Below are 24,005 nucleotides of genomic sequence, written 5' to 3' on the forward strand. Positions count from 1 at the left end.
ACTTTAGGCAACTTTCATATACGCTTTGACCTGTTTTGCAAAATGAGCAGCTTCATCTTCAGTTTCAAAAGATCTTTTGGGAATGACATGCGCACTCGCCTTATTAATGAATATATAAAAATATTGCTTCGTTTCACTGAAACTCTCCAGACCTTTCCACTGTGTGGTACCTGCAGTCATATCATTACTCCAGCGAATTTCCTGCTCCGTAATTTCAAGCTTTTGGTCACCCAGTATCCCTTTGCTCTCACGTGCCAACTTCTTAATTTTCCGCTTGGTTCGCACGTAAGTCATTGTATTAGCAAACACACTACTAATCAGAGCGATAATTATACTTTGCACCCATGAATAATCCAGCTGTCTAAAAATAATTGCAATCGCTACAGGCAGAAGACACACAGCAATCAGCATACCTTTCCCATACAGTTTAATCATCGCGAATTTGTTCATTTGCCAATAATCTTCTTCGGTTAAGTGAATTTGAATCATGTTTCTAGTTTCCTCCGTTCTTTAGTATCTCAAAGTGAACCTTTCAAAATCTTCTCTAGCTCCTCCTGACAAGCAGCGCGATTATATTTCAAATTATCCAGCCAGTGTTTGTCCATCTTCAGCAAATGATAAATCTCGGTTTCCAACTCTTTTCTTGCCTGAAGAACCTTTACTGTGCCATCAACACCTTTATATCCTTTCGCGTGTCCCAATCCTTGATTCGTGTAATATTGTGTGAATCCATCTGACCATTCCTTGGGTCTTTCCTGAATTGCCTTGTCAAAGGTATGTGCAAGATCCTCCTGATGAATGTAGATTAGTAGCGGATTCAATGATTGAACGATGCGCTCCAATTCCAAAACATATTGCACGTTTTCTTCTTTGGATTGATTGGTTTTTACCAAACCTATGGTCAGTGGATTTTGAATAAAACAACATTCGAATATAGTGATGGAGTCATCAGACGCATTTATCATACTTTCGGTAAAACCCCGCCATTTTTCGGTGATCAGCTTCATATTTTGTTCAAAAGGCAGTTCATAAATATCTTTGCTGAATATCTCCTGCACCACATGGTCAGGGAAATTCACTCCAAATTCCTCTTTTATTTTGCGATAAGGAATCAGGAACCCCTCCTGATAAGCTTTTGCTCTGCTCTCCAATATATCTTTAAATGTTTCGTGAGCATCGACCAAAGACCTGAACTCTTCCGCAGAATAAAAGGCCACACCATCATAATCAGCAGGATGATCCAGATTCCCTTCCTGGATGAGTTGCACCTTTTTGCCTTGCTCAATCAGAATCTCGGATACCATCTTGGCAATCGTCGACTTTCCTGAACCCGGTAATCCCTCAATAAGTATCAATTGTCTTGTCATGATTTCATCACCCTTAACTTCATATCATTCAGTTGTTGTTAATCGATGTCTGCAAAAATCCATTTCGCAGCATCGCCATCCGCTTTCTTTTTCCAAAACACCATGCTAGGGCCGAACTCTTCCCCGTTCGCTCTTAATTCAGTAACCATCACAAGTGCCTCATAGAGTTTCTTTTGCTCTCGAATCTTGATCTTGCTCATTGAGATCACCTTGCGAACTTTTGAAACTGGCATGCCTGAGACTGGCGATTGTGGATCAAAAAGGCTCATATAGCCCTTCTCATCTTCTTCCCATATATAATGCATGCGAACGTTCATCAGTTGGACGATTTCCAGTTCATCACCTGTATACTTCGTTTCATCAAGGTAAACAGGAGGAATGCCTTTGGGTGCTTCTGCTTCATCGTCCTTCTGCTCGATTGCTTCATCAGTAACGCTTTCCGTCACTGGAATCGTTGGTTTCGGTACAGCTTCATGGGTTGTTTTATCCTGACAGGCGATTAAGAACAGAAATAATAATGACAACACGGTTAACTTTTTCATGCCCAACCCTCCAACATATGCACAACTTCGCCAAGATCTTTGCACTCATAATCCGGTGTAATCTGTTGCGGTTTGGGTTTTCCTTTTCGATTCAACCAGATAGCCTTAATTCCCGCATTTTGCGCTCCTTGTACATCACTCACTAGAGAATCCCCTATATGGATCACCTCATCTCGCTGCAAATCATACCTCTTGATCGCTTCATCAAACATCTCTGACCTTGGCTTATAAGATCGAACATCCTCGCTGGTAATCACTCCGGCCACTTCAATGTTATGTGCCTTCATTGCGGTTTTCACGTCATCCGTATCGATATTGGAAAGAAGATATATAGGGATTTCAAGAGAATTAAGAAAGGGAATTGAATCAGCAAATATGCCCGGGTTACGCCAATGAGCTAACTGTTCCTGATTAAGCGACTCAGCCTGTAGATCCGATTTGAAATGGAGAAGTGTTTCTGCCAGAGATTGCACATTCAGCATTCTTTGCGTGGTAAACTGGCTGCCATGGCTTGCATAAAACAACGTTGAAAAAGCCTTCCACCAATATGCTCCGATCTCATCCGTTGTACATTCAACCTGCGCTGTCGCCTGAACTTGTTGATAAATCACGGGAAGAATGTCATCATCTTCATGAACAACTGTCCCGTAGAAATCAAGGAAAATGGCTTTCATTCTATCCCTCCCACTGGAATGCGCTAATCCGAAAAACTTCCTATGTATGTTAAATTTTCTCTGTAGGTACATCATAACCCATAATGTGGAATTTGCGAATGAACCAAATAACGTAATCCTCCCTCCTTACGGATTCTGCTCAACACAAAAACCACGCTGCTCTGCATGTTCGCATCATACAAAAGCGTGGTATGTCGATAAATCCTTTCCAACTTCCAACATCTGAACAGCAACCAACTATCTTTTAAAGAACATGTTCATTACACCAATGGCTTTAATGTTGATCACATTACCCTCAGCATCCATAAAAATCTCATTATACGTAGTAAAGATTCCCACATGCTGTATATGTCCGCTTCTGAAATTAAGACTTTTTTCCTGGCCGTTCGTGATCTGTGTATACGTCGTTTCATTGATGTCGTAGGAGACATGTATACCATACTCGCTTTCCAGCCATGTATAAAAATCGGTTCTGGTTGGATTGGTAATAATCATAATGACAACTAAAGTGACAAGACTCATAACTACTGGTAATTTACGGATCATGTTGGGTTCATAACTGAAACTACTCTTCATCTTTTTCATTCCGCTGCTTTGTTATCAATTCAACCTTTTTAGCTAATACCCAGCCACTTAATCCATATGATGATGTAATGACCAGGTACAGATATTCCCCTTCAATCAACTTGCTTTCCAGCTCTTCATCCGTTTTATACGAAATAGCCCAGCCCTGACCTCTCTCCTTTTCCAACAAATCGCGGTTGTAATTGATAAAATGATCTAAACCAACGTCGTTAATATCGAAGATAATGCTGCCTTGCATCGGTGTATCAAACGAATGTGCCAATACATCCGAGAAAAGGATATCCGTATCTTCAGACAAATCAGAGTGATACGAACGCGTACGCATCCTAATGCGTTCGTTCTCCAAATCGACTTCGTAACTTAATATGATGTTATCATGCACACTTGGCATTTTATGACTCCTTTCAAAGTTCCATTTAAACTCGTTGGCTGCTCTGTCTATGACCTGTTAAGCAACTGCTCGTCAAACCATACATCCTCATAATCTTCTGCAATCACAAACCGCCATCCCGGCGCAAGTCCGAGGTACTTCTTGATTTTCAGATCCCAGTCATCGATGTGTGTTACATGTAAAGGTACAAAAAAATCGTCTGCATCCGAGTATTTTTCTGCCCAAATATACCATCCGGTTGTATCTCCCTCGGGCTGAATACGCATTCCGTGGATCGGTTCCAACTTCTCTTTGACGTTCCAGGCGATTCCAATCTTATGGTGCAATTCGCTGGGCACATAGTTTGCATTATATTTCTGGCACATCTGCAACTGTTCCTCAATGGAAGCCGTATTTGTCATCATTGATTATCTCATTTCTAGCGTATTGGATATGACTAAAGCAGTTCATAATATTGTTTATAGTTAGAGACCCATTCCTCTTTGGAAAAATCAACAAAGTCATATGGCTCACACTGTCTAAGATAGTTCAACTGTTCTACCGCTTGATCCCCATCCTTCTGTTCCAGATAAGTCACTGTCTTCTCATAACCGGCACCACACAGAAGCTGTACATCAATATAACTGCCCGTATCCTGATTCTTGCGTTTGGCCTGCCAGATCAGCCCAGTGTCCTCTACATTTCCGATGCAGAATAACATAATACATAAGGTTGTGAGATATTCATGATCCACTGCTTCTTGATTCTCGATCTCTTGCTGCAACAACTCCCTGATATGCTGCCTGTGTTTGGTATCTGGATCTAAACCGTACAACTCCAAAATCTCTTTTCGTCCATCTTCGTTCCCCTTGCTTACTTCAGAATATTGTTTAATTCTTCCGCTTTTTTCCTGCTATCCATTTTAGCATAGAAATAAAAACCAATAATGTGCAGTACGATGGATAAGACCCACATTCCAGGGAACCAGGGAGCAATTAATAGGAACATGTCTGTAGAAAACAACCATACGATCGCCATGCCTCCTACAATATTAAACGTGGAAGAAATGATGATATTCCACAGGGGTTTCATCGTAAAGTAGTTCCACAGTGCATTGTACAATACGCCAAACAGTATAGCGGCAATAGCTGAAATCCCGGCAATATTCCACAAGTAACCCATTTCAATGGACTGACCATTAGAGAATAGTGTGAGTAACAAGGTCACCCACAACGAAGTTACCGTAAACACTTGAAAAAATGATTGCTTCAACTGACTAATCATGATAATTTCCCCCTAAAATTTTTAATGTAAAATCGACTGACAAAGTAACTGGAGCCGTCGTTCAGATCAACCTTGATCCTGGCATGGTTTGTTGACGAGAATTCACTTATATGCCTTGTGTTAATGATGGTTTGATTATTGATTTTCACCAACTGGGATGACCTCAGATCCTCTTCCACAAACTTCAGGCGTTTGTTGAGCAAATACCTTTCCCCTGTAATGACACGCACACAGCACAATCGATCCTCTGATTCAATCGCAACCACCGAACTCAACTCGATCTGCACATTGCGATTGTTCTTAGCATTGATGACAACAAGTTTTGTTTCCGATTGGCAGATCGCTTCTTGGATACTGTCCCAATGGGACTTCTCATCAGGATGGGTTATGACCTTGGCCATGCTTTTTTCCATTAACAGTTCCTCTTCAAAAATGACTTTCATTTACTGTTCCTCCTCTCACAACTCATATTACAAGTAAAGCCACAACAAACCCACAGAATTGCGTTTTGTTGCATGAAATTGCAGGTTTGTTACATCGGTACTGATTTTTCAGCGTATAGACACGATAAAAAGGACTACTCATTCTTTTATGTTAGACTAATTTCGAATTACAGCAGCATCGTTTCGCCTTCAAAATCATGAAAAAGAACTACCCATGAAGAGTAGTTCTCCTATGTCCTTTACCCACACCTGCTGCTAAAGATCAAATCATCGATCCGTTATCAGCCATGTCTTTGCCTCTTCAGGATCAGCATAAAATGATACAGATTGCCCCATCCCTAGGCTCTTCAATCTTCTTTTTAATTTCCAACGATCCATCCATGATAATCCTACAAATGAGAGCTTATCCAGATGATCTTTGAGATTATTCATATTGCAGATTAACTGATCCAAAACATCTTTGGTAATCTTCGTCTCATACATATCCACCCAAACCTTGAGCTTTTTATTGATCCCTAAGATGAAAGCCTCTTCTTGTCTCATCACATCGAAAAGCTTTTCTTGGTCTTTATGCTTGCTTCCATATTTTAGACAATGGATTTCTCCACCTTCATAATAATAAGGAAAAATGGATCCACCTGGAGATTTCATGAACAGATCACTCCTTATATTTTGAGATTACTTTAGGTGTGGATCTCCGTAATCTCCAGATACATCTCCTGATTTTGCCGAATGATTTCATTCATGTGTAAAATAGCTTCCTGAGCCGTGGCTCGATATTTAGCGTATAGTTCTTCCGTTCTTTGCAGCAGGATCGGGTCTTTCTCCAAATCCGTGGGCAGGACCTCACGCCACGTGTCTCCAACTTTATTTTTATCAGTAATCAAACGCTCGATGTCGTCCAGCAGAGTTACCATTTCATTTTGATTAAAATAGCGCATCCCGTTCTTAATTCCATTCCAGCTCTTCATGTCAATAATGTTGTACGCCGAAAACCAATAAAACTCCGCCAAGCTCTTGGTATGGTTATGATAGGAATAGAATAGAAATATCGCTTGTTGTCCTTCATGTAATTGCCGATATACCTCTGCTTTTGCTGCAACATCTTTACCACGAACGGAGATCAACATCGGTTGGACACATAGCCAGCTAAGCTGCTCAGAACCCAAATCTTCTAGTTTGATTTTAACTTTCAATAACATGCTCCTCTCTACTTGCGATGATTGTAAATTCGAACTTCACTTGAGTCATATGCTAAGGATTCTCCGGTGATTGTACTGCGGGATCATTCTCTCCACCTATTCTACGTCTGGAGGTTTCCTTCCTGCCTGTCGCTGAAACATGATTAGACACTTTAGCTAATCCGAATTTGGGCATATTCGCATATATGGTCTCATATGAACCAGGTTGAGATTTATAAGTTTCATGATATATTCCTACGCTTCCATCCGATCCAACGGTTTGGTTAAATCGTTTCCATGCCTCCAGGTGCAGGCCACCGCGTGCGTATTTCTCCAGCTCATCATAAGATCTCCAATATTGCAGCAGGGTCACTCCACGCCAGCTCATAAAATATTCCGTCCCCAGAAACCCGGTATCCGGGTTCATGTACAGTTCTTTAATCATCGGACCCATGGATTTAAACACTGGTAACCACTTGTGTATGGCCCACAGACGATTAATTCTCATACCAATAATAAAAACAACAAACTCGCCTTCAATCTCAGCTGAATATCTTCCCTTGTGTATGTTCGCCACATTACTCCTCCTTTTTATCAAATATATACTTAGCCCCCGTTTGGAGTGTATTGTGCTTGACGATATTGGCATTACCGTATTCCCGGGCCCTACTCCATTCTATATTGCAAAATCAATTGAAGACCATGAATGCCCATTTTCCGCTCGCCCATATCCAGAAAACCTACTTTCAGATACAGCTTTTGTGCCACAATATTCCCCTCATTCACAGCTAAAATAATTTCATTGACCTTCGGATCAAGCTGCTTAACCAAATCTGGCAGAGCCCTCATAGCAGCCAATGCATACCCGTTCCCCTGATGTTCCATCGTAATGGATAGCGCTCGTACCAGTATCTTTCGAGAAGAATCCCTTTCCTCTACGTATTCAGAATGCTTATGTAATATGAAGAAACCAACTGGAGTCTCATCATTCAAAATCACTACCGGATATTTGTTCGGATTTTGGAATGCCTCCTCAATCACTTGCGCAGGCATTGCAGTAAATTGAACCTGTTCATCACTCAGTGAAAAATTAGCCAAGTCTTGATCGTACTTCTCATGATACGGGGCGAGGATAATCCGTTTTTCCATTTTGAACACCTCTGCTTTCCTTGTTAGCTCCTTCTAATAAATCGGATGGTATAACCAAGCCATCATCATGCTTCTTTCTCTGCCATTAATACTCTTATGATACTTGTCGCGTTATCGAATTTCATTCTATTATTTTTCTGGTTGCAGTCCCATCCTTGTTTTAATGCGTGTTGAATGAGATTCGAAATCAGCTTGGGCTCATAGACAAATATATCCCACGTATCTTCCCAAGGGACAACAAACTCCACAAATGTAGATTTATACGTATTCGAAAATATACGGATTATAAGATCTTGTGCCTGCTCGTCCACAACATACAGGAACAAAATGTCCTTTATCGCTATTTTACGAACTTGTTTCTTGTATACCTTCAAAAATATCACTCCCTTACTTAAGCAATGCCACCTAAATGTTAAAACACCTCCCAATTTGTAAACAATTGTTTCAGTCTCCGGGCTGTCGTATGAATAAACTCTTCTATAGCTTCCATAGATAATATGCTCAAATCACCTAAGGGCTCATTTTCAAGGTTATTTAAAAAGTCTACTTTTTCTTTTCTATACTGATACACCTCTTGCTCCGGCAATCCACCTAAGTCAAAAGCTTTACCTGCTTCCAGCTTATCCAATAAATCATGGCCATCAGACCTTTTTCTCAAAATCATAAATTCCAGCTTCGTAACATCCTCCGTATAAATATTTCTTCCATTGGAATGTTCCTCATATGCGGGATAAATCACGAAAGTCCATACCCGATCCGTATATACATGGGAGATGTACCCGCACAAATATTGCACGAACTTAGGATCACCTTGCGCACGTTTCTTGTTGGAATTGAAAAATGCCCTGAGCTCTTCATCTGTTGCAAACCGTCCTGTCTCTGGCATGAGATGCGTTTTTGCCTTTTCAGCTCTTTCATTCGTTCTCACATGAATAGAGTCAGGTGCAAGACTTCCCACTATAAATTCAGGACTTGGATCAGATAATAATTCAGATGCGATTGCAAAATGAACCATGGGCCAAGGCATAGTAATACTCCTATCTCTATTAAAATGGGGGATTTCCATTATAAAGAATTGCAGATGATACATCCAAAACATGATAAATATACCGAATGCTGATTACACAATGGATAGCCCTCTGGGATCGTTGGCACCTCGTCACCTTCATAAGGTGTTATCCATTCGAGGTAATTTTGAGAATTTACATGTTTTTGCTCAAAACTTTCAATCATATGATAGAAATGTTGAAATGTGATGTTGCTCCATTGCACACTGGGCTCATAAGCCCATCCCGTTTTATGTATCGTTCCTTCGATTGTCTTTAACAAGAATTGTTTCATAGGATAAAAATCTTCTTCTGTCCATGGCATTTCATCCATATCAAACCCAACGCTCCCAAGGTCTACACAATTTTGGTCGTGTTGCGTAAGCCAAATGATAAATTCTTTTTCTCGATCAATTGTTGCAGTCTGCGACCCAGAACTAAAAGCTCGATAATAATGATTCTACAGAATCTTCAATCGACTCAGGCACTGAAAACTGGTTCATAGGCCTCTCCTTTACTTTTTCATATGCCAAGGATGATGGGTTACTACTGCAAACTTAAATGTACTTCAGTGATTCATCTTTTAACCATCTGAATTTTGAATCAACTGATTAAATATGTCTTTATACTGTGTCGAATCAGGAAATTTCTCATTAATAAACTTTATTCTACTCCAGAAGTCATCTTCATAAATTGAATTTGTACCCTCAGCAATTGATAATGCAAGATTGTGAAAAGCGTTTGTCATATAAAATATGAGCAAACTATTTCTTTTGGTATCCTCGACATCTTCAATTGAGGAATTTGCTAATTTGGATGCAATCACACGTATATCTAAAAACGCTTGGTATATTAATGTTTGGTATGCTGAAATTTTGTTCTGTTCCATTTCTACACCTCTTTACTCGTCTCTTTTCAAATGGCCTGCTTCTCCTATAGTCAGCAGCAATGTTCCATAAGAAATTTCACTTTAGAAGATCAAATGCCAAAATGCACAATACACTTCCCATTCACCTCAGCATCTTTTGCTATATTCGCAAGCTTATTTAATTCGTTTATCAATTCAACTCTGTTATACATGAGTTTCTCATAATAGCCCCTCTGTTCATTTCCATCCAAACAATAATCCCCTGTAAGCTTGATCTGATCAGGAGCAAGGTTGAATACATCAATCCATGCGCGAATTAGTTGATGAAACTTCAACAAGGTATCTGTTTCTTCAATAACCGTTATTCCATAGTTGTTCAGTCCACTACATTTTTTACAGGTAGATGGGTTCCACGTATTCAACCAGTTAAGAGAATCCTGAATGTATGAAATGAACTCATCTTCCAAGTAAGCATGTTCATCTGCCATTATTCTACTTTTATGTATATCACCATGAGTATCCCATGAATAAGAGGTGTAGATAGATTCATTTATTTCCGACTTATTTTCAATAACAAAATGGTGCATCGGCATATTTTCGTCCCCTTCCTATGATATAACGCATGTTTTCCCACCAGTGAACTCTTTTCAATCATCATAACCCATGTATTGGTAAATGCGAAGTTATTATATAAGCTCAGAATGATCTACTTTCAATTCCTTTTGGCTAGACAAAACACAAAAAAGATCCTGTCAGACTCCCAAATAAGGGAGGAGACAGAAACTTCTTGAACATAGAATGAGTTAGATTGAAATAGTGACTAGTCCGTTCTTGCACGTACAAAAGTTTGAGACAGAATCCGGTGGCTCCCAGCGATGTTTTTAATTACAATGCTATACTCAGACTCTACATACTCAATGTGATGTTGTTCATAGTATTTTTTCCAGAATGAAACAGCTGATTGGTTATTGGCCAGTTGCTCCACTTTGAATCTTCCCTGAAATTGTGCAAACACCAGATCAACCGCTTGAGCAGCCAATCCTTGCCCACGATACTTTTTGACCAGAAACAGCTCTTGTACCGTATAGTCAACACCCTCAGCTACATATGGAGGAGAGCAAACCAGCACAAATCCGATTACCTTTCCATCATATTGAATAAAAAACGGATGTAATTCCGATCGTTCCAGATAGAGATAGGTATTCGTCGGATCGTACTTCCCCTCTTCTAGCAAATCTTCACCCGAGAACTCGGAAAGATCATATAAATACAAGTTGTACAGGTTGAGAAATAATTCCTTCTTTTCTGCCAAAATACTTGTGATTTGTACATTCATCATCATTGCATATCTCCCTTATCATGGATTTAGGCTCAAAGCTTATCGTAATACACAGCGCTTGCTGTGCCCTGCTCTAAATATACGGTTTCAGCTAAAACAGATATAGGCAAAGTTTGATTTAAACCATCAAGTATCCTGTCTTGGAGAAAATGCTTATGTATAAAAAGAGACCCTTTACAGAGTCCGTTTAGGCATTTTTGTCGTTTTATTTTTCTTCGCAAGGTATGCAATGGCAAGTGCAACGGGACTAACAAGAGGTAAAAAAGCCATCCCCCCCATAAACGTAAGTATGGAAGCCAGGATCGATATCACACCCAAAAATAACATAAGTGGAGATCCTTTCTTTAACCCTTGAACGAAAAGTACTAACCCTACTGCAAACCACATGACTAAAACGATGCTAAGCATATTTAGAGCCATCACCTCCATTTTTACAGTAACCAACGATATCTATAATTAACCGACCGACACTTATTTGATTAAATAATTAACTACAGGATAGGAAATCACATTCCGGTCCCTATAGGTTGAAATCACCGCTTCGGGATGCGTGCTGAGAATCCCATTTTGCAACATGACAGGTCTAAATCCTCGCTCCATCGCGCCATTATAGGTAAACAGAACACATTCCTCGGCGGCAAATCCCGATATGATCAACAGCTCAACACCGTGACTCTTCAAGATCTGCTCCAAGTCTGTCTGCCAGAATGCGTTGGAACTTTCCTTGGTAACCGTTAGATCCTTCTCATTCACATCAACCTCGGAAATAATACGATACGCCTCTGAATCTGAATCCTCCATCCCCTCCACGTCCTGCACATGAACCACCACATGCCCGCTCGAACGAAGAACATCTGCGACATGATTGATATATTCACAAGCGCGGTCTATTGCTTTTTGATCCAACTTATCCCTTACAATACTCTCTTGCATATCCACGATCAGAAAACCTATTTTCATATAATCTCTCCTCTAAATTTAATTTTCTGCTGATGAAGTTGCATTTTCATTCAAATATTGCATCACGATGTCCACTCTTTCCTTGACGGAATGACGCCCCTCAATCTTCAAAATCGGGCAAGTTAAATCGCTCATCCAGTATTCATGCAGAGCTTTGCTTCTTATGTCTAAACCCCCGTTTTCATATTGCGAGGCCCACGCCAAAAATTCTTTGGATTCCTCATACATGCTTCCACCTCTGGTAAAATCGCATCACCATACCTCAAGGCTTCTCTTGTTCTCAGACGCTCAAGTCTGATCTCATTAGGTACATGCAGAAAAATGACCAGATCAAAAAGCGGCTTCAAACGATCGCCCCAACCACAAACTGCTCCTGAGAGAATCCACTGCTGGTGTTTATTGAGATCTTCCGTAAGCCTCTTTAATCTGTCCAGAGGTTCTCGCGGTGTAGTGAATTTCTCAATCCAAAAATAATCATCCCCATCCAAGTTTACATGAGGGAGCTTCGTTAATAGTACCTGACCAAGGGTAGATGCTCCTGAGCCTGATGCTCCAAAGATATGTATTCGATGTTTGATATCAATGCCTCCTTTATGACTTAATCGCTCCATTATTTCATTTTAGTCCTTGAACAACTCGTTCAGCATCCGGTCGCGGTTTTCCAGGAAACTACGGGTGATCTGATAATGCTCTGTATCCTCATACTCCACTTCCTGGATTCCACCACCGTCAAAACTCAGAATGCATGCCCCCGGATAACCCAATAAAATTGGCGAATGTGTCGCGATAATAAATTGGGAATTAGCTGATAGATCGTGAAGAATGCGCAACAAGGAGAGTTGACGGGCTGGAGATAAGGCGGCTTCGGGTTCATCGAGCAGATAGATGCCTTTGGAATTGAATCGGTTCACAAACAGATTGAGAAAAGACTCCCCATGGGATTGTTCATGCAACGAACGCCCGCCATAGTATTCAAGAGTACCCATCTCATCCACATGGGAGGCAAATTGGTAGAAAGACTCCGAGCGCATGAAGAAGCCTTTTGAGATTTTGGGCAGCCAGGATAAACGCAAATAATCCCCTAATGACGATTCTGCAGCATCAATCTCAAAGTAGTTATTTCTCCCGCCCCCGGCTGTATTAAATCCACATTGATGAGCGATGCCTTCCAAGAGCGTGGACTTGCCCGATCCATTTTCACCAACAAAAAAAGTAATGTTATTATTGAATTCCAATCGCTCCAATGACTGTATGGACGGTATATGAAACGGATATTAATCCGGATTTTCCACTTTATCAGACAGTAACTCCACACTTCGAAGGTACATAGACACACTCCTATTCTTATAACGTTGGACTCCTGCTGGTTTCAGTCCTCTTGATTGATCCACGGATGGATAATCTCTTTGCGGGTGATGATCTCAATGGTCTTGATAAAAAACCAGGTGAACCCGGCATAAAAACCGATATGCGGATACCGGAATGCCGCCGGTTTGTTGCCTTCGTAATAGAAGTGCCCAATCCAGGACAGGGCGTAATGAAGAAGTGCCAGAACCAGCATGATTTTGATATTAATGAACAAAAAAATCCAGGCTACAAACGCCGATAAAAATGCGAAATAATGCAAGATGAGGTTGTTCCGATCCTGATGTTCCTGAAGATAATAACGCAAATCTTTGCGAACACGATTCAACATGCGGTCACACTCATTTCACCTTAAAATGTGATCATGGCTCCTTTTTCATCGAATACGGCGGTTGGATTCCAAGTGACTTCCCAGCAGTTATTCTCCGGGTCCAGAAAATAAGCAATTCTTCCGCCCAGGCAGCGTCATATGGTTCTCTGATTACATTCCCTCCGGCTTCACGAATTTTTCCAATGGTATCATCCACGTCTTCCGCTTTATCCACATTGATTGCCAGTAACGTTCCCTTCAATCCACCAGATGCACTGAATGTCATACCCGTATCTTTCTCAAGCTCCCGAATAGGATATAACGATAACAATACACCTGTCGTTTCAAAGACACTGTACTGATCTGAACTGATTGCTGTCTCACTCCAGCCAAGCTTCTGATAGAACGAACGCAGTTTGGGCAAATTCATTGCACCAATAGTTACGAGACTAACTCGCTGTGGAACCATATTCTTCTCCTCCCATATCTTTTCAACATGAATTTGGAATAGGATAACTCCAACCTGTTAATAAGTCATGTTTACGTCAATTGTTGTTAAGGACACCCCCTCTTCAGGTTATTGTGGGTACTTTAACCATTAGACAAGAGGTGCATGGTGTCCTGTTTCTTTTGCAAAAAAATCACTGAGTCGGCTAACCGGAACGATCTCCAGCATCTCTATGGTGCTGGCCGCAGTGTTCACACTGGCAATCGCGTCGTTCCTCGTGGGACTGCTGCTCCTGCACTAACAGCGTAATGGACTATTCACGAACAAAAGGTCGAGAACAGAGGTAAGTTTGCTCCTGTTCTCGACCTTTTTCAGCGGAATAACAGAAGATCCTGTTAATTAGCGATTCCTTCTATTTTCTTCATTTATGAATATGCACGAAGCAATTCCGGAAAAGCGGAGCGTTCGCCTTTGGCCCGGAGGATCAATAGCAATTGGAGGAATGCTTCGTTCCCGGAGCGTTTCACCACATAAAAAGAGAAGCCCCAGTTCAATGGAGCTTCTGGGACTTCCTCCGCCTATCCAACCGACACAGTACTCTTCTCGTCTTCAGGCACCACGGCATAATGCAGTTCCGTCTCCAGCTCCTCCGTGTACCACTCCTGCTGCTCTGCACTCCAGCCTGCCCGTTCGGCCATGAGCCCAATAACCTGTGTTTTCCACTGCTTCACCCAGGCAATATTGAAGAAGAGAGCGCCGGTGCGGCGGATGAAGAAATCAGCCGGCGTGACCGCCATCTCCTCCTCCATGGCGTACAGCAGCGGTACTCGCACCTCATCCGGAAGCGCATCCTCGGCCTGGCCCTGCTTCGGCCGGGCGGCAATGGCGAACAGCCGCTCAGCGTTGGAGCCGTAGCGTTTGACCCAGGCTTCCGCCAGTTGGCGTGGCACTCCGTGAGAAGCGCCCTTATCGGCAGTTGATCGCACGAAGCCCTCAAAACCCTTGGAACCGCCCACATCGCCGCCGGACATGGTCAAGTCTCTGGTAACTGCGCCGCCATAGGAGGCACCTGCCCGGTTCTTCAGCAGCTCTGCTGCCCGATCCACGACCATCTCCGCCATTTTACGGTAGCCTGTCAGCTTGCCGCCCGCAATAGTGACCATCCCGGATGCCGACTCCCAAATTTCATCTCTGCGCGAAATTTCCGAGGGATCCTTGCCTTCCTCATAAATCAGTGGCCGTACCCCGCCCAACTGGATTCCACATCCTCAGCGGTGATTTTCACGTCCGGGAACATATAGTTGATCGCATTGATAATATAGGTGCGGTCCGCCGTAGTCATTCGCGGATGGGCCGTATCCGCCTTATAAACCGTATCCGTCGTTCCGACGTAGGTTTTGCGATCCCGCGGGATCGCAAACACCATCCGCCCATCCGGCGTATCGAAATAGATCGCCTGGTGCAGCGGGAAACGCTGCTGATCGAAGACCAGATGCACACCTTTGGTCAGCTGCAGCATCTTGCCTTTCTTGGACCCGTCCATTTCACGCATCGTGTCGACCCACGGCCCCGCCGCATTAATAACCAGCGTAGCCCGCACATCATAGCCCTCGCCCGATGCACGATCCTTCACATGGGCTCCGATCACACGACCATTTTCGTAGAGCAGCTTGGAGACCCTGGCATAGTTAGCTGCCAGAGCGCCGGAGGCGACCGCCTTTTTCATGACCTCGATCGTCATCCGGGCATCATCTGTTCGGTATTCCACGTAGGTGCCGCCGCCCTTCAAGCCTTCACGCTTCAGCAGCGGCTCTTTGGCGAGCGTCTCCTGTGCATCATGCATCCGTCGCCGCTCACTGTGCTTGACACCCGCCAGCCGGTCGTATACCTGCAGCCCGATGGAGGTCGTGAACTTACCGAACGTTCCCCCTTTATGCATCGGCAGCAACATACGTTCCGGCGTCGTAACATGCGGTCCGTTCTCGTATACAATCGCCCGCTCCTTGCCAACCTCGGCCACCATCCCGACTTCAAACTGCTTCAGATAACGCAGACCACCGTGAACAAGCTTCGTGGAGCGGCTGGAGGTTCCTGCCGCAAAATCCTGCATTTCCGCCAGCGCCACCTTCATGCCGCGTGTAGCCGCGTCGAGTGCAATCCCTGCTCCTGTAATGCCGCCGCCGATCACCAGCACATCGAAATGCTCTCCAGCCATCCGCCGCAGCAGCTTGGCCCGTTCTTTTCCCGCAAATTGAACTGTTGTCATATATTTTCCTCCAATTTCTATTTAAATACACCTATCCCAAAATAATCCTATAGCACGACAAAAAAGAGACCACGAAACTGCACCCACGGCGGTGCCGGGTGTATCGTGGTCTCTCCGAATCTCCTGACAAGGATATTAACTTGGATTCATCGTAACATACTGCTACGGAAAAATAAAGTATAAATCCGCCGCTTTTCAGCTGGTTATTATTTGAAGGCCATAGCGGCATGAACCGCCTTTTTCCAACCTTCATAAAGCCGCTCCCGGGTATCCTCATCCATAGCCGGCTCAAAGGAGCGCTCCACCTTCATGTGCGCGCGCAGCTCATCAAGGTCCTTCCAGAAGCCAACAGCCAGACCGGCCAGAAAAGCGGCACCCAGAGCTGTCGTTTCGTGAATTGCGGGACGCTCCACGGTAGAACTGAGAATATCGCTCTGGAACTGCATCAGGAAGTTGTTCAGAACCGCGCCGCCGTCCACCTTCAATGCCTTCATTTTGATACCCGAGTCGCTCTCCATGGCTGTCAGCACATCCCTGGTCTGATAAGCCAGGGCCTCCAGCGTGGCGCGGATGAAATGCTCCTTGGTCGTGCCGCGTGTCAGTCCAAACATAGCTCCGCGCACATCACTGTCCCAATACGGGCTTCCGAGCCCTACGAAGGCTGGAACCATATATACCCCATCGGTCGACTCTACACGGGCAGCATAAGCTTCGCTATCCTTCGCCTCTTTGAACATGCGCAGTCCGTCGCGCAGCCACTGAATGGCCGAGCCTGCCACAAAAATACTGCCTTCCAGCGCATACTGCACCTTCCCCTCTTCCAATCCCCAAGCGATCGTCGTAATCAGCCCATGCTCGGATTCGACCGGCTGATCCCCTGTGTTCATCAGCATGAAGCAGCCCGTGCCATAAGTGTTCTTGGCCATGCCTTTGTCATAACAGGCCTGCCCGAACAGAGCCGCCTGCTGGTCGCCTGCTGCTCCGGCGATCGGCACGTTCTGGCCGAAGAAATGGTAATCGACGGTATGAGCGTACACCTCGGAAGAAGGGCGAGCCTGCGGCAGCATGCTTTGCGGCACACCCAGAATTTCCAGTAGCTCTTCATCCCATTTCAATTCATGAATGTTGTACATCAGCGTTCTGGCCGCATTGGAATAATCCGTTACGTGCGCCTTGCCGCCAGAAAGCTTCCAGATCAGCCAGGTATCAATCGTGCCGAACAGCAGCTCGCCGCGTTCAGCCTTCTCACGCGCGCCTTCCACATGATCCAGAATCCATTTCACCTTGGTGCCGGAGAAATACGGATCGATCAACAGCCCTGTTTTGCGGCGGAATACGTCGTTCAATCCCTGTGCTTTCAGCTCTTCGCAAATTTCGGCGGTCTGGCGGGACTGCCATACAATCACGTTGTATACAGGAAGGCCGGTTGTTTTATCCCATACCACGACCGTTTCGCGCTGGTTGGTAATACCGATGCCGGCAATTTGCGCGGCTTTGACGCCCGACTCGGACAAACAGGAGGCGATGACTGCGAGAATCGAGCTCCAGATTTCATTGGCGTTCTGCTCCACCCAGCCGGGATGGGGAAGTATTGCGGGAATTCATGCTGTGCCGTATATACGATTTCACCCTTGTGGTTGAATAAAATAGCTCGGGAGCTGGTCGTTCCTTGATCCAGTGACAAAATATATTTTTCCATAAATTACATCCTCCTATATAGTTAATTGAACAATCATCAAGCTACCAGCTTGCCAGCGGTTTTTGCTCCATTCTTGCGCCCGGCCTGCAGAGCAATAACGAGCACAACAGCGATTAGAACCAGCACCACCCAGAACGCCGGAATCAAGGCTCCTTTAAATACAGCACTGTAAAAAAGACCTCCGAACGAACCGCCCAGCAGCGGACCCACAATCGGGATCCACGCATATTTCCAATTGGAGCTTCCTTTGCCCGCGATCGGCAGCAGGAAGTGTGCAAGACGTGGTCCCAAATCCCTTGCGGGGTTGATCGCATAACCTGTCGTACCGCCCAGGGACAAACCGATGCTGACGACCAGGAAACCGACGAGCAGTGGATTAAGTCCTTCTGTGAAAGTGTTAGCCCCCATAGCCTGGAGAGCGAGCACAAAAATAAACGTCCCAATCATCTCGCTAAGCACATTCGAAAACGGATGATCAATCGCCGGCCCGGTGGCAAATACGCCCAGCTTCGCGCCCGGGTCCTCGGTGGCCTTCCAGTGCGGCAGGTAATGCAGATAGACAATCGCTGCACCGGCCATTGCCCCGATCAGTTGAGCGATAATATACGCAGGTACGTCTGCCCATGGGAACGATCCCTGGAATGCCAACGCCAGCGTCACCGCCGGATTCAGATGCGCCCCGCTGATTCCGCCAACCGCGTAAACCGCAAACGCTACCGCCAGTCCCCAGCCCATGCTGATAACGATCCAGCCTGAGCCCTTCACGAGTGATTTATTCAACGTCACCCCGGCGCAAACTCCTGCACCCAGTGTAATCAGAATCATTGTGCCTACCAATTCGGCTAAAAATGGTGTCATCATCCTATCCCCCTTAATTTTCCTAGCAAACTTCGTGTAACCACTTTCAAACGCACGAAAAGAGAAGAGCCGTCACAAAACATCCCCATGCTGCAGCATGGGATGTCTGTGTGGCTCTCCTCGTCTCCGTCACGATGTATTAACTTGAGTTGATCATATCGTAACATGTAAGCGGTGTCAATATGATTTTTTTCACAGACTGTACTGATCGAACAGACTCTTATTCGAGGTGGTGACCGCCGTAGCCCCGGCAGCGAGCGCCAATTCCACTTCCTCGACAGTGCGGATCAGCCCTCCGGCAAGAATGGGAATGCCTGTCCGCTCACTGACCTCGGGAATCATTTGCGACATGACGCCGGGTAACACCTCAATAAAATCCGGCTGTGTTTTCTTGAGCAGCGAGTAGCTCTTCTCCAGCGCAATCGTATCCAGCATGAACAGGCGCTGAATGGCCAAAATCCCCTTCTTCTTGGCTGTTGTAATGACGCCGGCGCGGGTGGAAATGATGCCAAACGGCTTAATCTCCTGGCAAAGATACTGTGCCGCATATTCGTCGTTCTTCAAACCCTGCACCAGATCGGCATGCAGAAGCATATTCTTCTCCCTGCCGCGGGCCATCTGATACAGGTTGCGGAGCTGCGCCACATGCGTATCCAGAAATACTCCGAACTTGTAATCACTATCCAATATCGCTTCAAACTGCTTCATGTTCTTGGCAGCCGGTATAATCTGCTGTCCGTAAAAAGCCATGTCCCGCCTCCTAGAAGGTACCTTTTCATTTACACATTCCCTATATTAAACGACGAACAGACGGATGACAAAATTATGGTTGACGGTGTCATATCAGCTCCTATATGATGTAGGAAGAACGTATTATATAAAAACATAAAATGAATTGGCGTGTTACCACCCCAGAGGGCATGAGCCAAGAAGCGACGAGACCATACTCGCTTCTTGGCTCTTTTTGTCGTTCCTGAATGAAAGCGTTAACTTTAGAAACGAGGAGGCGGTGAACCGTGAGTAAAGGAATGATGCTGCAGGTGGAGCGGGTCGTCGGCAGCAATATTGTTCTGGCCCGGTCGCACCAGAATACCAAGGAGTACGTGCTGATCGGCAAAGGGTTGGGATTTGCGTTCAAGGGGGAAAGCACCGTGCAGGCCGATGATCCGCGGATTGAGAAAAGGTTCCGACTGGAGGACCGGGAGGAGTGGGGCAGGCGCAGGAGCTGATGAAGGACTTGGACCCCAGTGTCATCGACATCTCTGACCGGATTATCCGTCTCATCGCTGAGCAGTTTCCCGGCAAGCTGAATGACAAGATCTACCTTGCTCTTCCGAGTCATATTCAGTTCACCTTATATCGGCTTCGCAACGGGATGGAGATTCTGAATCCTTTCCTTATGGAGACAAAGCTTAGTTTTCCGAAGGAATTCGAAATCGCCTCGGAAGCGGCGGCCATGATCGGAGAGGCCTTTGGCGTAGAGGTCCCGGAGGATGAGGCCGGGTTCCTGACATACCATGTGTACTCCTCCGTAAACCACGTTCCTGTCGGACAGCTGGTTAAGGTATCAAATGTGATCAGCAAGCTTCAATCCATTATTGAAGAGGAGGGTGGCGTTCGCTTTGAGCAGGGCAGCCTTAGCCAGGCAAGACTCATGATACACCTGCGCTTCTCCATGGAACGCCTGTATCAGCAGCCGATGACGGCCCCCACTTTCGCACCATATGTGCAAAATGAGTATCCGTCCGAATACCAGCTGGCCAGAAAGCTGAGCGCTGTAATGGCCGAGGATTTAGGTACAGAGGTACCCGAGGAAGAAACGGCTTTTCTCGCCATGCATTTATACCGGCTTTTTCAAACCCATGCCAAAACCAACAACAGAAAGGACAACACACAATGATCTGGAAATGGAAAAACAACAAATCTGCCAAAACATCTGAGACGATATCCGTCGCCTCCCCACTCACCGGAACCTGCGTCAGTTTGGAAGAAGTGCCTGACGAAGCGTTCGCGCAAGGACTTATGGGACCGGGAGTTGCAGTGATTCCCCAGGAGGGCAGGCTGGTCGCCCCTATCGACGGCACTGTGGTGCACCTGATCAAATCGCATCATGCCGTAATGATTGAGCATGCTTCCGGGCTGCAGCTGCTGCTGCATATCGGTATGAATACTGTCAGCCTGAAAGGACAGGGCTTCACACCCCAAGTGCAGACCGGGGATCAGGTCGCTGTCGGTCAGACCCTGATTGAATTTGACCTGAATGCGATCGCTTCGGCCGGTTATCCGGTCATCACCCCTGTCATCGTTGCGAATGCGGCAGAACAGCCGTGGGAGTCACACCCGGAGTATGGCAATGTAGAAGCAGGCTTGGGAACTATCATGAAAGTCAGCTTGCCCAAATAACATAAATCACAAAAAGAAAGGAAGAACAATATGCTGAAAGTACTGCAAAAGCTGGGAAGATCCCTGATGCTTCCTGTAGCAACCCTGCCTGCGGCAGGTATTCTTCAAGGCTTGGGTCTTCTTAATTATGAAAAGGACATTCCGCTCGGACCCGTGATCGGGGGATTTCTCAATCAGTATGTAGTTCCATTCCTGAATGAGGGGGCGGGGGCGATCTTCGGCAACCTTGCGCTCATCTTCGCCATCGGGGTGGCAATCGGACTGGCGGGGGATGCGGTCGCCGCGCTTTCCGCCCTGATCGCTTATATGGTGCTGACGCGGATTCTGGGAGCCGTTCCAGGTGTATTCGGCTATATTCCTGACGATGTCAAGCTGGATATGGGCGTATTGGGCGGGATATTTGCCGGACTGCTAGCAGCCTATATGTATAAAAAATACCACAATATCAAGCTTCCTGACTGGCTCGGCTTCTTCTCTGGCAAACGCTTTGTGCCGATGGTCACCGCCGGCTCCATGCTGGTATTGGCCATCCTGTTCGGCATGGTCTGGAGCCCGATTCAGGATGCCATCGGCGCTTTCGGCGCCTGGATTGTAGGCTTTGGCGGCGTTGGCTCCATGGTGTTCATGATCGCCAACCGCCTGCTCATCCCGCTCGGTCTGCATCATGTCCTCAACTCCATCGCCTGGTTCCAGATCGGAGATTATACCAATGCAGCCGGGGAAGTCGTGCACGGCGACCTGACCCGCTTCTTCAACGGAGACCCTACGGCAGGCATGTTCATGTCTGGATTCTTCCCGATTATGATGTTCGCTCTTCCGGCGGCGGCGCTTGCCTTGATTCATACAGCCCGGCCAGAAAAGCGCAAAATGGTCGCTTCGATCTTTATCGGCGCAGCGGTGGCTTCGTTCTTAACGGGTATTACCGAGCCGCTCGAGTTCTCCTTCATGTTCGCGGCGCCTCTGCTGTATGTGGTGCACGCTATTCTTACCGGTGCAGCGGCCCTGATCATGTACCTGCTGAATGTTAAGCTGGGCTTCGCCTTCTCGGCAGGTCTGATCGATTACCTCGTGAACATGAAGCTGTCGACCAATCCGCTGCTCATGATCCCGGTCGGACTCGCATTTGCGGTGGTCTATTATTTCCTGTTCCGGTTCATGATTGTGAAGTTCAACCTGAAAACGCCGGGGCGCGAGGATGACGCTGATGATGCCGATGTCCCCACTGATGCTTCCGCCGTGGCAGCGGCGTCTGACGACACCAAGGCTGGCAAAGTGCTCGCCGGGATCGGGGAACAGATAATATCGAGAGCATCGACGCCTGCATCACTCGCCTCCGACTTGTTGTTAGGGACGACAAAGCCGTCAACGACCAGGCGCTCAAACAGCTTGGTGCTTCCGGCGTCATGAGGCTCGGTGGCGGAGCAGTGCAGGTCATCTTCGGCACCCAGTCCGAAATCCTGAAGGATGAGATTAAGAAGCTGATGTAACGCTCGTCCTCCTTTGAGTTTAAAAGGACGAGAACAAGGGTAGGCTTACCCTGTTCTCGTCCTTTTTTGTTAACCAAGAAGCGCAGAATATTCTTTTGAGTGGCCATGTCTTCTTTTGGTTTATGAGGTAGGGGTGAGCACGAAGCAGCGGAGAGCACGAAGCAATTCCGGAAAAGCGTCAGCGTTCGCCTTTGTCCCCTAATTTCTTCGGCTAAAACATCATTTGAAATTTGGGGGCAACTGCGATTGGAGGAAAATCCCAACTACCTCCATCGTACCCCATAACGCGGTAAACATGAAACGGTTTTGAATGAAAAGAGAGCAAGCTTACGCTCACTCTCTCTGTATTAATAGACAAACTTACGCTGCGCCCAATAGCTGAACACAAAGATCGACACCTCGGTTAACAGCTTGGCCGCGATCAGCGGGATAATCAGTTTTTCGTTATAAAAGTACAGCAGTCCGTAATTTAATAGCAGCACCAGAATGACCAGTGAAAAGTATTTCGGTAATGACTGGCGGACCCTGGACGTTTTCACGGCTGAAAATACATACTTCCGGTTAATCGTATAGTTGAAGATTGAGCTGCATAGTCTCGCTGCAACGACCGATAGGAACAGATTATGCGTGAAATACTGAATGACGAACAATAAGCCTAAATCGATCAGAGCGGACAGCACCGAAGACGTACTGAACATCAGAATCGGCATATAAATGCGGAATGAATCTACCAGCGGGCGGAAATGTGAGGATTTGTTGTGATCCAGATAGACCGTATCAATAAACTCCTCCGTGATCTCATACCCTTCTTTATGTGCTGTTAGCAGCATGTTCATTTCGTATTCAAATCGATCTCCCGGAATCTGGCACAGCCAGTCCAGCATCGAGTACGGAAAACCACGCAGGCCTGTCTGTGTATCATATACTTTCGTACCTGTCGTGAGAGAAAAGACGCCTCGTGTGATCGTGTTGCCGAAACGGCTGCGCGCTGGAATGGTTCCACTGAAACGACGGCTTCCCAGAACCATGCCCGGGTGGTCTGCTCCAATAGTACATCAAATATACGTTTGATATCATGCGGGAGATGCTGTCCGTCACTGTCCGCACACACAATTCTGCCCTGTGGCCCATGTTCCTTGATATGTTGAAAGCCTGTCTTGAGCGCACGTCCCTTGCCCAAATTAATCGTATGTGTCAGGACCGTGCACCCATAGGCTTCAGCCGTCTCGAAAATCCCCCGGTAACCCGGGCCGCTGCCATCATCTACAATAACAATGGGTCCTAACTTAAACGTCTGCAACTGTAAAACGAGATTTAATAACCGCACATCCGGTTCGTATGATGGAATTAATATCGTCATG

Annotated in this window: 30 protein-coding genes and 6 pseudogenes; 5 read left to right on the plus strand and 31 right to left on the minus strand. The window is 45.8% G+C overall.

All coding sequences use genetic code 11. The features are described from left to right. Positions 1–3: 3 nt before the first annotated feature. The 25 genes and pseudogenes from ACTWJ7_RS26510 to ACTWJ7_RS26630 form a co-directional block, all read right to left on the minus strand. On the minus strand, positions 4–489 hold the full coding sequence (locus ACTWJ7_RS26510) for a YcxB family protein (protein ID WP_079346432.1): 486 nt from the start codon (positions 487–489) through the stop codon (positions 4–6). A 29-nt stretch (positions 490–518) separates the two neighbouring features. Beyond that, on the minus strand, positions 519–1,367 hold the full coding sequence (locus tag ACTWJ7_RS26515) for an adenylyl-sulfate kinase (protein ID WP_301881682.1): 849 nt from the start codon (positions 1,365–1,367) through the stop codon (positions 519–521). A gap of 38 nt (positions 1,368–1,405) precedes the next feature. Further along, positions 1,406–1,909: a hypothetical protein gene (locus ACTWJ7_RS26520; protein ID WP_301881684.1), complete on the minus strand. Its 504-nt coding sequence runs from the start codon at positions 1,907–1,909 to the stop codon at positions 1,406–1,408. Next, positions 1,906–2,583 (minus strand): HAD family hydrolase, encoded by a 678-nt coding sequence (locus tag ACTWJ7_RS26525; protein ID WP_301881685.1) that lies wholly within the window; start codon positions 2,581–2,583, stop codon positions 1,906–1,908. Before ACTWJ7_RS26525 ends, ACTWJ7_RS26520 begins: the two co-directional genes overlap by 4 nt. A gap of 237 nt (positions 2,584–2,820) precedes the next feature. Then, entirely contained in the window at positions 2,821–3,159 is a 339-nt protein-coding gene (locus ACTWJ7_RS26530; protein ID WP_301881686.1) for a hypothetical protein, read from the minus strand. Beyond that, on the minus strand, positions 3,149–3,559 hold the full coding sequence (locus ACTWJ7_RS26535) for a hypothetical protein (RefSeq protein ID WP_301881687.1): 411 nt from the start codon (positions 3,557–3,559) through the stop codon (positions 3,149–3,151). Before ACTWJ7_RS26535 ends, ACTWJ7_RS26530 begins: the two co-directional genes overlap by 11 nt. 47 nt (positions 3,560–3,606) lie before the next feature. Next, on the minus strand, positions 3,607–3,963 hold the full coding sequence (locus tag ACTWJ7_RS26540; protein ID WP_256984635.1) for an immunity protein Imm33 domain-containing protein: 357 nt from the start codon (positions 3,961–3,963) through the stop codon (positions 3,607–3,609). Between the two features lie 32 nt (positions 3,964–3,995). Further along, positions 3,996–4,373: a hypothetical protein gene (locus tag ACTWJ7_RS26545; protein WP_443146013.1), complete on the minus strand. Its 378-nt coding sequence runs from the start codon at positions 4,371–4,373 to the stop codon at positions 3,996–3,998. A 38-nt stretch (positions 4,374–4,411) separates the two neighbouring features. Next, positions 4,412–4,822, minus strand: coding sequence for a hypothetical protein (locus ACTWJ7_RS26550; protein ID WP_301881689.1), 411 nt, complete (start codon positions 4,820–4,822; stop codon positions 4,412–4,414). Next, positions 4,819–5,265 (minus strand): LytTR family DNA-binding domain-containing protein, encoded by a 447-nt coding sequence (locus ACTWJ7_RS26555; protein ID WP_301881690.1) that lies wholly within the window; start codon positions 5,263–5,265, stop codon positions 4,819–4,821. Before ACTWJ7_RS26555 ends, ACTWJ7_RS26550 begins: the two co-directional genes overlap by 4 nt. A 267-nt stretch (positions 5,266–5,532) precedes the next feature. Then, on the minus strand, positions 5,533–5,916 hold the full coding sequence (locus ACTWJ7_RS26560; protein ID WP_301881691.1) for a hypothetical protein: 384 nt from the start codon (positions 5,914–5,916) through the stop codon (positions 5,533–5,535). A gap of 32 nt (positions 5,917–5,948) precedes the next feature. Further along, positions 5,949–6,461 (minus strand): hypothetical protein, encoded by a 513-nt coding sequence (locus ACTWJ7_RS26565; RefSeq protein WP_301881692.1) that lies wholly within the window; start codon positions 6,459–6,461, stop codon positions 5,949–5,951. 58 nt (positions 6,462–6,519) lie between these two features. Then, positions 6,520–7,023, minus strand: coding sequence for a DUF4188 domain-containing protein (locus tag ACTWJ7_RS26570; protein WP_301881693.1), 504 nt, complete (start codon positions 7,021–7,023; stop codon positions 6,520–6,522). Positions 7,024–7,112: 89 nt separating this feature from the next. Continuing rightward, positions 7,113–7,595: a GNAT family N-acetyltransferase gene (locus ACTWJ7_RS26575; protein WP_301881695.1), complete on the minus strand. Its 483-nt coding sequence runs from the start codon at positions 7,593–7,595 to the stop codon at positions 7,113–7,115. A 65-nt stretch (positions 7,596–7,660) separates the two neighbouring features. Continuing rightward, on the minus strand, positions 7,661–7,969 hold the full coding sequence (locus ACTWJ7_RS26580) for a hypothetical protein (protein WP_301881697.1): 309 nt from the start codon (positions 7,967–7,969) through the stop codon (positions 7,661–7,663). Between the two features lie 38 nt (positions 7,970–8,007). Further along, the gene (locus ACTWJ7_RS26585) at positions 8,008–8,622 is read right to left on the minus strand and encodes a zinc dependent phospholipase C family protein (protein ID WP_301881698.1); all 615 of its coding nucleotides are present in this window, start codon (positions 8,620–8,622) and stop codon (positions 8,008–8,010) included. A 38-nt stretch (positions 8,623–8,660) separates the two neighbouring features. Further along, positions 8,661–8,975, minus strand: a complete 315-nt coding sequence (locus ACTWJ7_RS26590) for a hypothetical protein (RefSeq protein WP_301881699.1) — start codon at positions 8,973–8,975, stop codon at positions 8,661–8,663. Between the two features lie 249 nt (positions 8,976–9,224). Further along, positions 9,225–9,530 (minus strand): hypothetical protein, encoded by a 306-nt coding sequence (locus ACTWJ7_RS26595; RefSeq protein ID WP_301881701.1) that lies wholly within the window; start codon positions 9,528–9,530, stop codon positions 9,225–9,227. Between the two features lie 89 nt (positions 9,531–9,619). Beyond that, entirely contained in the window at positions 9,620–10,102 is a 483-nt protein-coding gene (locus tag ACTWJ7_RS26600) for a hypothetical protein (RefSeq protein ID WP_301881702.1), read from the minus strand. A gap of 227 nt (positions 10,103–10,329) precedes the next feature. Further along, on the minus strand, positions 10,330–10,851 hold the full coding sequence (locus tag ACTWJ7_RS26605; RefSeq protein WP_301881703.1) for a GNAT family N-acetyltransferase: 522 nt from the start codon (positions 10,849–10,851) through the stop codon (positions 10,330–10,332). A gap of 468 nt (positions 10,852–11,319) precedes the next feature. Beyond that, positions 11,320–11,808 carry a cysteine hydrolase family protein gene (locus tag ACTWJ7_RS26610; protein WP_094937679.1) on the minus strand — a complete coding sequence of 163 codons (489 nt, stop codon included), beginning with the start codon at positions 11,806–11,808 and terminating at the stop codon, positions 11,320–11,322. 18 nt (positions 11,809–11,826) lie between these two features. Further along, positions 11,827–12,386, minus strand: a pseudogene (locus ACTWJ7_RS26615) (AAA family ATPase). Between the two features lie 42 nt (positions 12,387–12,428). After that, positions 12,429–13,136: pseudogene (locus tag ACTWJ7_RS26620) on the minus strand (AAA family ATPase). Between the two features lie 41 nt (positions 13,137–13,177). Continuing rightward, positions 13,178–13,504: a DUF962 domain-containing protein gene (locus ACTWJ7_RS26625; protein ID WP_024628187.1), complete on the minus strand. Its 327-nt coding sequence runs from the start codon at positions 13,502–13,504 to the stop codon at positions 13,178–13,180. A 31-nt stretch (positions 13,505–13,535) separates the two neighbouring features. Then, positions 13,536–13,952 carry a VOC family protein gene (locus ACTWJ7_RS26630; RefSeq protein WP_443146014.1) on the minus strand — a complete coding sequence of 139 codons (417 nt, stop codon included), beginning with the start codon at positions 13,950–13,952 and terminating at the stop codon, positions 13,536–13,538. Positions 13,953–14,130: 178 nt separating this feature from the next. Here ACTWJ7_RS26630 and ACTWJ7_RS26635 point away from each other — a divergent pair. Next, positions 14,131–14,232 (plus strand): annotated as a pseudogene (locus tag ACTWJ7_RS26635) (CidB/LrgB family autolysis modulator); the annotation flags it as partial. 277 nt (positions 14,233–14,509) lie between these two features. On the opposite strand, the pseudogene ACTWJ7_RS26640 reads toward ACTWJ7_RS26635, so the two are convergent. The 4 genes and pseudogenes from ACTWJ7_RS26640 to ACTWJ7_RS26655 all read right to left on the minus strand — a co-directional run bounded on the left by ACTWJ7_RS26640 (position 14,510) and on the right by ACTWJ7_RS26655 (position 19,504). Next, positions 14,510–16,197, minus strand: a pseudogene (locus ACTWJ7_RS26640) (glycerol-3-phosphate dehydrogenase/oxidase). Between the two features lie 269 nt (positions 16,198–16,466). Next, positions 16,467–17,896, minus strand: a pseudogene (glpK, locus tag ACTWJ7_RS26645) (glycerol kinase GlpK); the annotation flags it as partial. Positions 17,897–17,932: 36 nt separating this feature from the next. Beyond that, on the minus strand, positions 17,933–18,754 hold the full coding sequence (locus ACTWJ7_RS26650) for an MIP/aquaporin family protein (protein ID WP_301881825.1): 822 nt from the start codon (positions 18,752–18,754) through the stop codon (positions 17,933–17,935). Positions 18,755–18,946: 192 nt separating this feature from the next. Continuing rightward, the gene (locus ACTWJ7_RS26655; protein WP_301881706.1) at positions 18,947–19,504 is read right to left on the minus strand and encodes a glycerol-3-phosphate responsive antiterminator; all 558 of its coding nucleotides are present in this window, start codon (positions 19,502–19,504) and stop codon (positions 18,947–18,949) included. 266 nt (positions 19,505–19,770) lie between these two features. Here ACTWJ7_RS26655 and ACTWJ7_RS26660 point away from each other — a divergent pair, with 266 nt between their 5' ends. From ACTWJ7_RS26660 to ACTWJ7_RS26675, 4 genes and pseudogenes are all read left to right on the plus strand, one after another. Further along, positions 19,771–19,983: a CAT RNA binding domain-containing protein gene (locus ACTWJ7_RS26660; RefSeq protein WP_443146015.1), complete on the plus strand. Its 213-nt coding sequence runs from the start codon at positions 19,771–19,773 to the stop codon at positions 19,981–19,983. Continuing rightward, entirely contained in the window at positions 19,962–20,654 is a 693-nt protein-coding gene (locus ACTWJ7_RS26665; RefSeq protein WP_443146016.1) for a BglG family transcription antiterminator, read from the plus strand. The genes ACTWJ7_RS26660 and ACTWJ7_RS26665 overlap by 22 nt, the downstream gene beginning before the upstream one ends. Beyond that, on the plus strand, positions 20,651–21,157 hold the full coding sequence (locus ACTWJ7_RS26670) for a PTS sugar transporter subunit IIA (RefSeq protein WP_024628180.1): 507 nt from the start codon (positions 20,651–20,653) through the stop codon (positions 21,155–21,157). Before ACTWJ7_RS26665 ends, ACTWJ7_RS26670 begins: the two co-directional genes overlap by 4 nt. Positions 21,158–21,187: 30 nt before the next feature. Further along, positions 21,188–22,644: pseudogene (locus ACTWJ7_RS26675) on the plus strand (PTS transporter subunit EIIC). A gap of 347 nt (positions 22,645–22,991) precedes the next feature. Here ACTWJ7_RS26675 and ACTWJ7_RS26680 read toward each other — a convergent pair. Together ACTWJ7_RS26680 and ACTWJ7_RS26685 are read right to left on the minus strand one after the other, a co-directional pair. After that, positions 22,992–23,528, minus strand: a complete 537-nt coding sequence (locus ACTWJ7_RS26680; protein ID WP_443146017.1) for a GtrA family protein — start codon at positions 23,526–23,528, stop codon at positions 22,992–22,994. Continuing rightward, positions 23,477–24,004: a glycosyltransferase gene (locus tag ACTWJ7_RS26685; RefSeq protein WP_443146018.1), complete on the minus strand. Its 528-nt coding sequence runs from the start codon at positions 24,002–24,004 to the stop codon at positions 23,477–23,479. The genes ACTWJ7_RS26680 and ACTWJ7_RS26685 overlap by 52 nt, the downstream gene beginning before the upstream one ends. Between the last annotated feature and the right edge of the window lies 1 nt (position 24,005).

Origin of the sequence: Paenibacillus sp. 1A_MP2 (assembly GCF_052244825.1) — a bacterium.
Taxonomy (GTDB): Bacteria; Bacillota; Bacilli; order Paenibacillales; family Paenibacillaceae; genus Paenibacillus; species Paenibacillus vandeheii.

Excerpts from the sequence above, each read along its gene's own strand:
- ACTWJ7_RS26555 (WP_301881690.1), bottom strand. The coding sequence starts at position 5,265 with ATGAAAGTCATTTTTGAAGAGGAACTGTTAATGGAAAAAAGCATGGCC.
- ACTWJ7_RS26685 (WP_443146018.1), bottom strand. The coding sequence starts at position 24,004 with ATGACGATATTAATTCCATCATACGAACCGGATGTGCGGTTATTAAAT.
- ACTWJ7_RS26625 (WP_024628187.1), bottom strand. The coding sequence starts at position 13,504 with ATGTTGAATCGTGTTCGCAAAGATTTGCGTTATTATCTTCAGGAACAT.
- ACTWJ7_RS26585 (WP_301881698.1), bottom strand. The coding sequence starts at position 8,622 with ATGCCTTGGCCCATGGTTCATTTTGCAATCGCATCTGAATTATTATCT.
- ACTWJ7_RS26605 (WP_301881703.1), bottom strand. The coding sequence starts at position 10,851 with ATGATGATGAATGTACAAATCACAAGTATTTTGGCAGAAAAGAAGGAA.
- ACTWJ7_RS26560 (WP_301881691.1), bottom strand. The coding sequence starts at position 5,916 with ATGAAATCTCCAGGTGGATCCATTTTTCCTTATTATTATGAAGGTGGA.
- ACTWJ7_RS26510 (WP_079346432.1), bottom strand. The coding sequence starts at position 489 with ATGATTCAAATTCACTTAACCGAAGAAGATTATTGGCAAATGAACAAA.
- ACTWJ7_RS26630 (WP_443146014.1), bottom strand. The coding sequence starts at position 13,952 with ATGGTTCCACAGCGAGTTAGTCTCGTAACTATTGGTGCAATGAATTTG.
- ACTWJ7_RS26525 (WP_301881685.1), bottom strand. The coding sequence starts at position 2,583 with ATGAAAGCCATTTTCCTTGATTTCTACGGGACAGTTGTTCATGAAGAT.
- ACTWJ7_RS26550 (WP_301881689.1), bottom strand. The coding sequence starts at position 4,822 with ATGATTAGTCAGTTGAAGCAATCATTTTTTCAAGTGTTTACGGTAACT.
- ACTWJ7_RS26600 (WP_301881702.1), bottom strand. The coding sequence starts at position 10,102 with ATGCCGATGCACCATTTTGTTATTGAAAATAAGTCGGAAATAAATGAA.
- ACTWJ7_RS26535 (WP_301881687.1), bottom strand. The coding sequence starts at position 3,559 with ATGCCAAGTGTGCATGATAACATCATATTAAGTTACGAAGTCGATTTG.
- ACTWJ7_RS26575 (WP_301881695.1), bottom strand. The coding sequence starts at position 7,595 with ATGGAAAAACGGATTATCCTCGCCCCGTATCATGAGAAGTACGATCAA.
- ACTWJ7_RS26590 (WP_301881699.1), bottom strand. The coding sequence starts at position 8,975 with ATGGATGAAATGCCATGGACAGAAGAAGATTTTTATCCTATGAAACAA.
- ACTWJ7_RS26655 (WP_301881706.1), bottom strand. The coding sequence starts at position 19,504 with ATGGCTTTTTACGGACAGCAGATTATACCGGCTGCCAAGAACATGAAG.
- ACTWJ7_RS26540 (WP_256984635.1), bottom strand. The coding sequence starts at position 3,963 with ATGATGACAAATACGGCTTCCATTGAGGAACAGTTGCAGATGTGCCAG.
- ACTWJ7_RS26515 (WP_301881682.1), bottom strand. The coding sequence starts at position 1,367 with ATGACAAGACAATTGATACTTATTGAGGGATTACCGGGTTCAGGAAAG.
- ACTWJ7_RS26680 (WP_443146017.1), bottom strand. The coding sequence starts at position 23,528 with ATGCTGGACTGGCTGTGCCAGATTCCGGGAGATCGATTTGAATACGAA.
- ACTWJ7_RS26595 (WP_301881701.1), bottom strand. The coding sequence starts at position 9,530 with ATGGAACAGAACAAAATTTCAGCATACCAAACATTAATATACCAAGCG.
- ACTWJ7_RS26610 (WP_094937679.1), bottom strand. The coding sequence starts at position 11,808 with ATGAAAATAGGTTTTCTGATCGTGGATATGCAAGAGAGTATTGTAAGG.
- ACTWJ7_RS26520 (WP_301881684.1), bottom strand. The coding sequence starts at position 1,909 with ATGAAAAAGTTAACCGTGTTGTCATTATTATTTCTGTTCTTAATCGCC.
- ACTWJ7_RS26670 (WP_024628180.1), top strand. The coding sequence starts at position 20,651 with ATGATCTGGAAATGGAAAAACAACAAATCTGCCAAAACATCTGAGACG.
- ACTWJ7_RS26650 (WP_301881825.1), bottom strand. The coding sequence starts at position 18,754 with ATGACACCATTTTTAGCCGAATTGGTAGGCACAATGATTCTGATTACA.
- ACTWJ7_RS26530 (WP_301881686.1), bottom strand. The coding sequence starts at position 3,159 with ATGAAGAGTAGTTTCAGTTATGAACCCAACATGATCCGTAAATTACCA.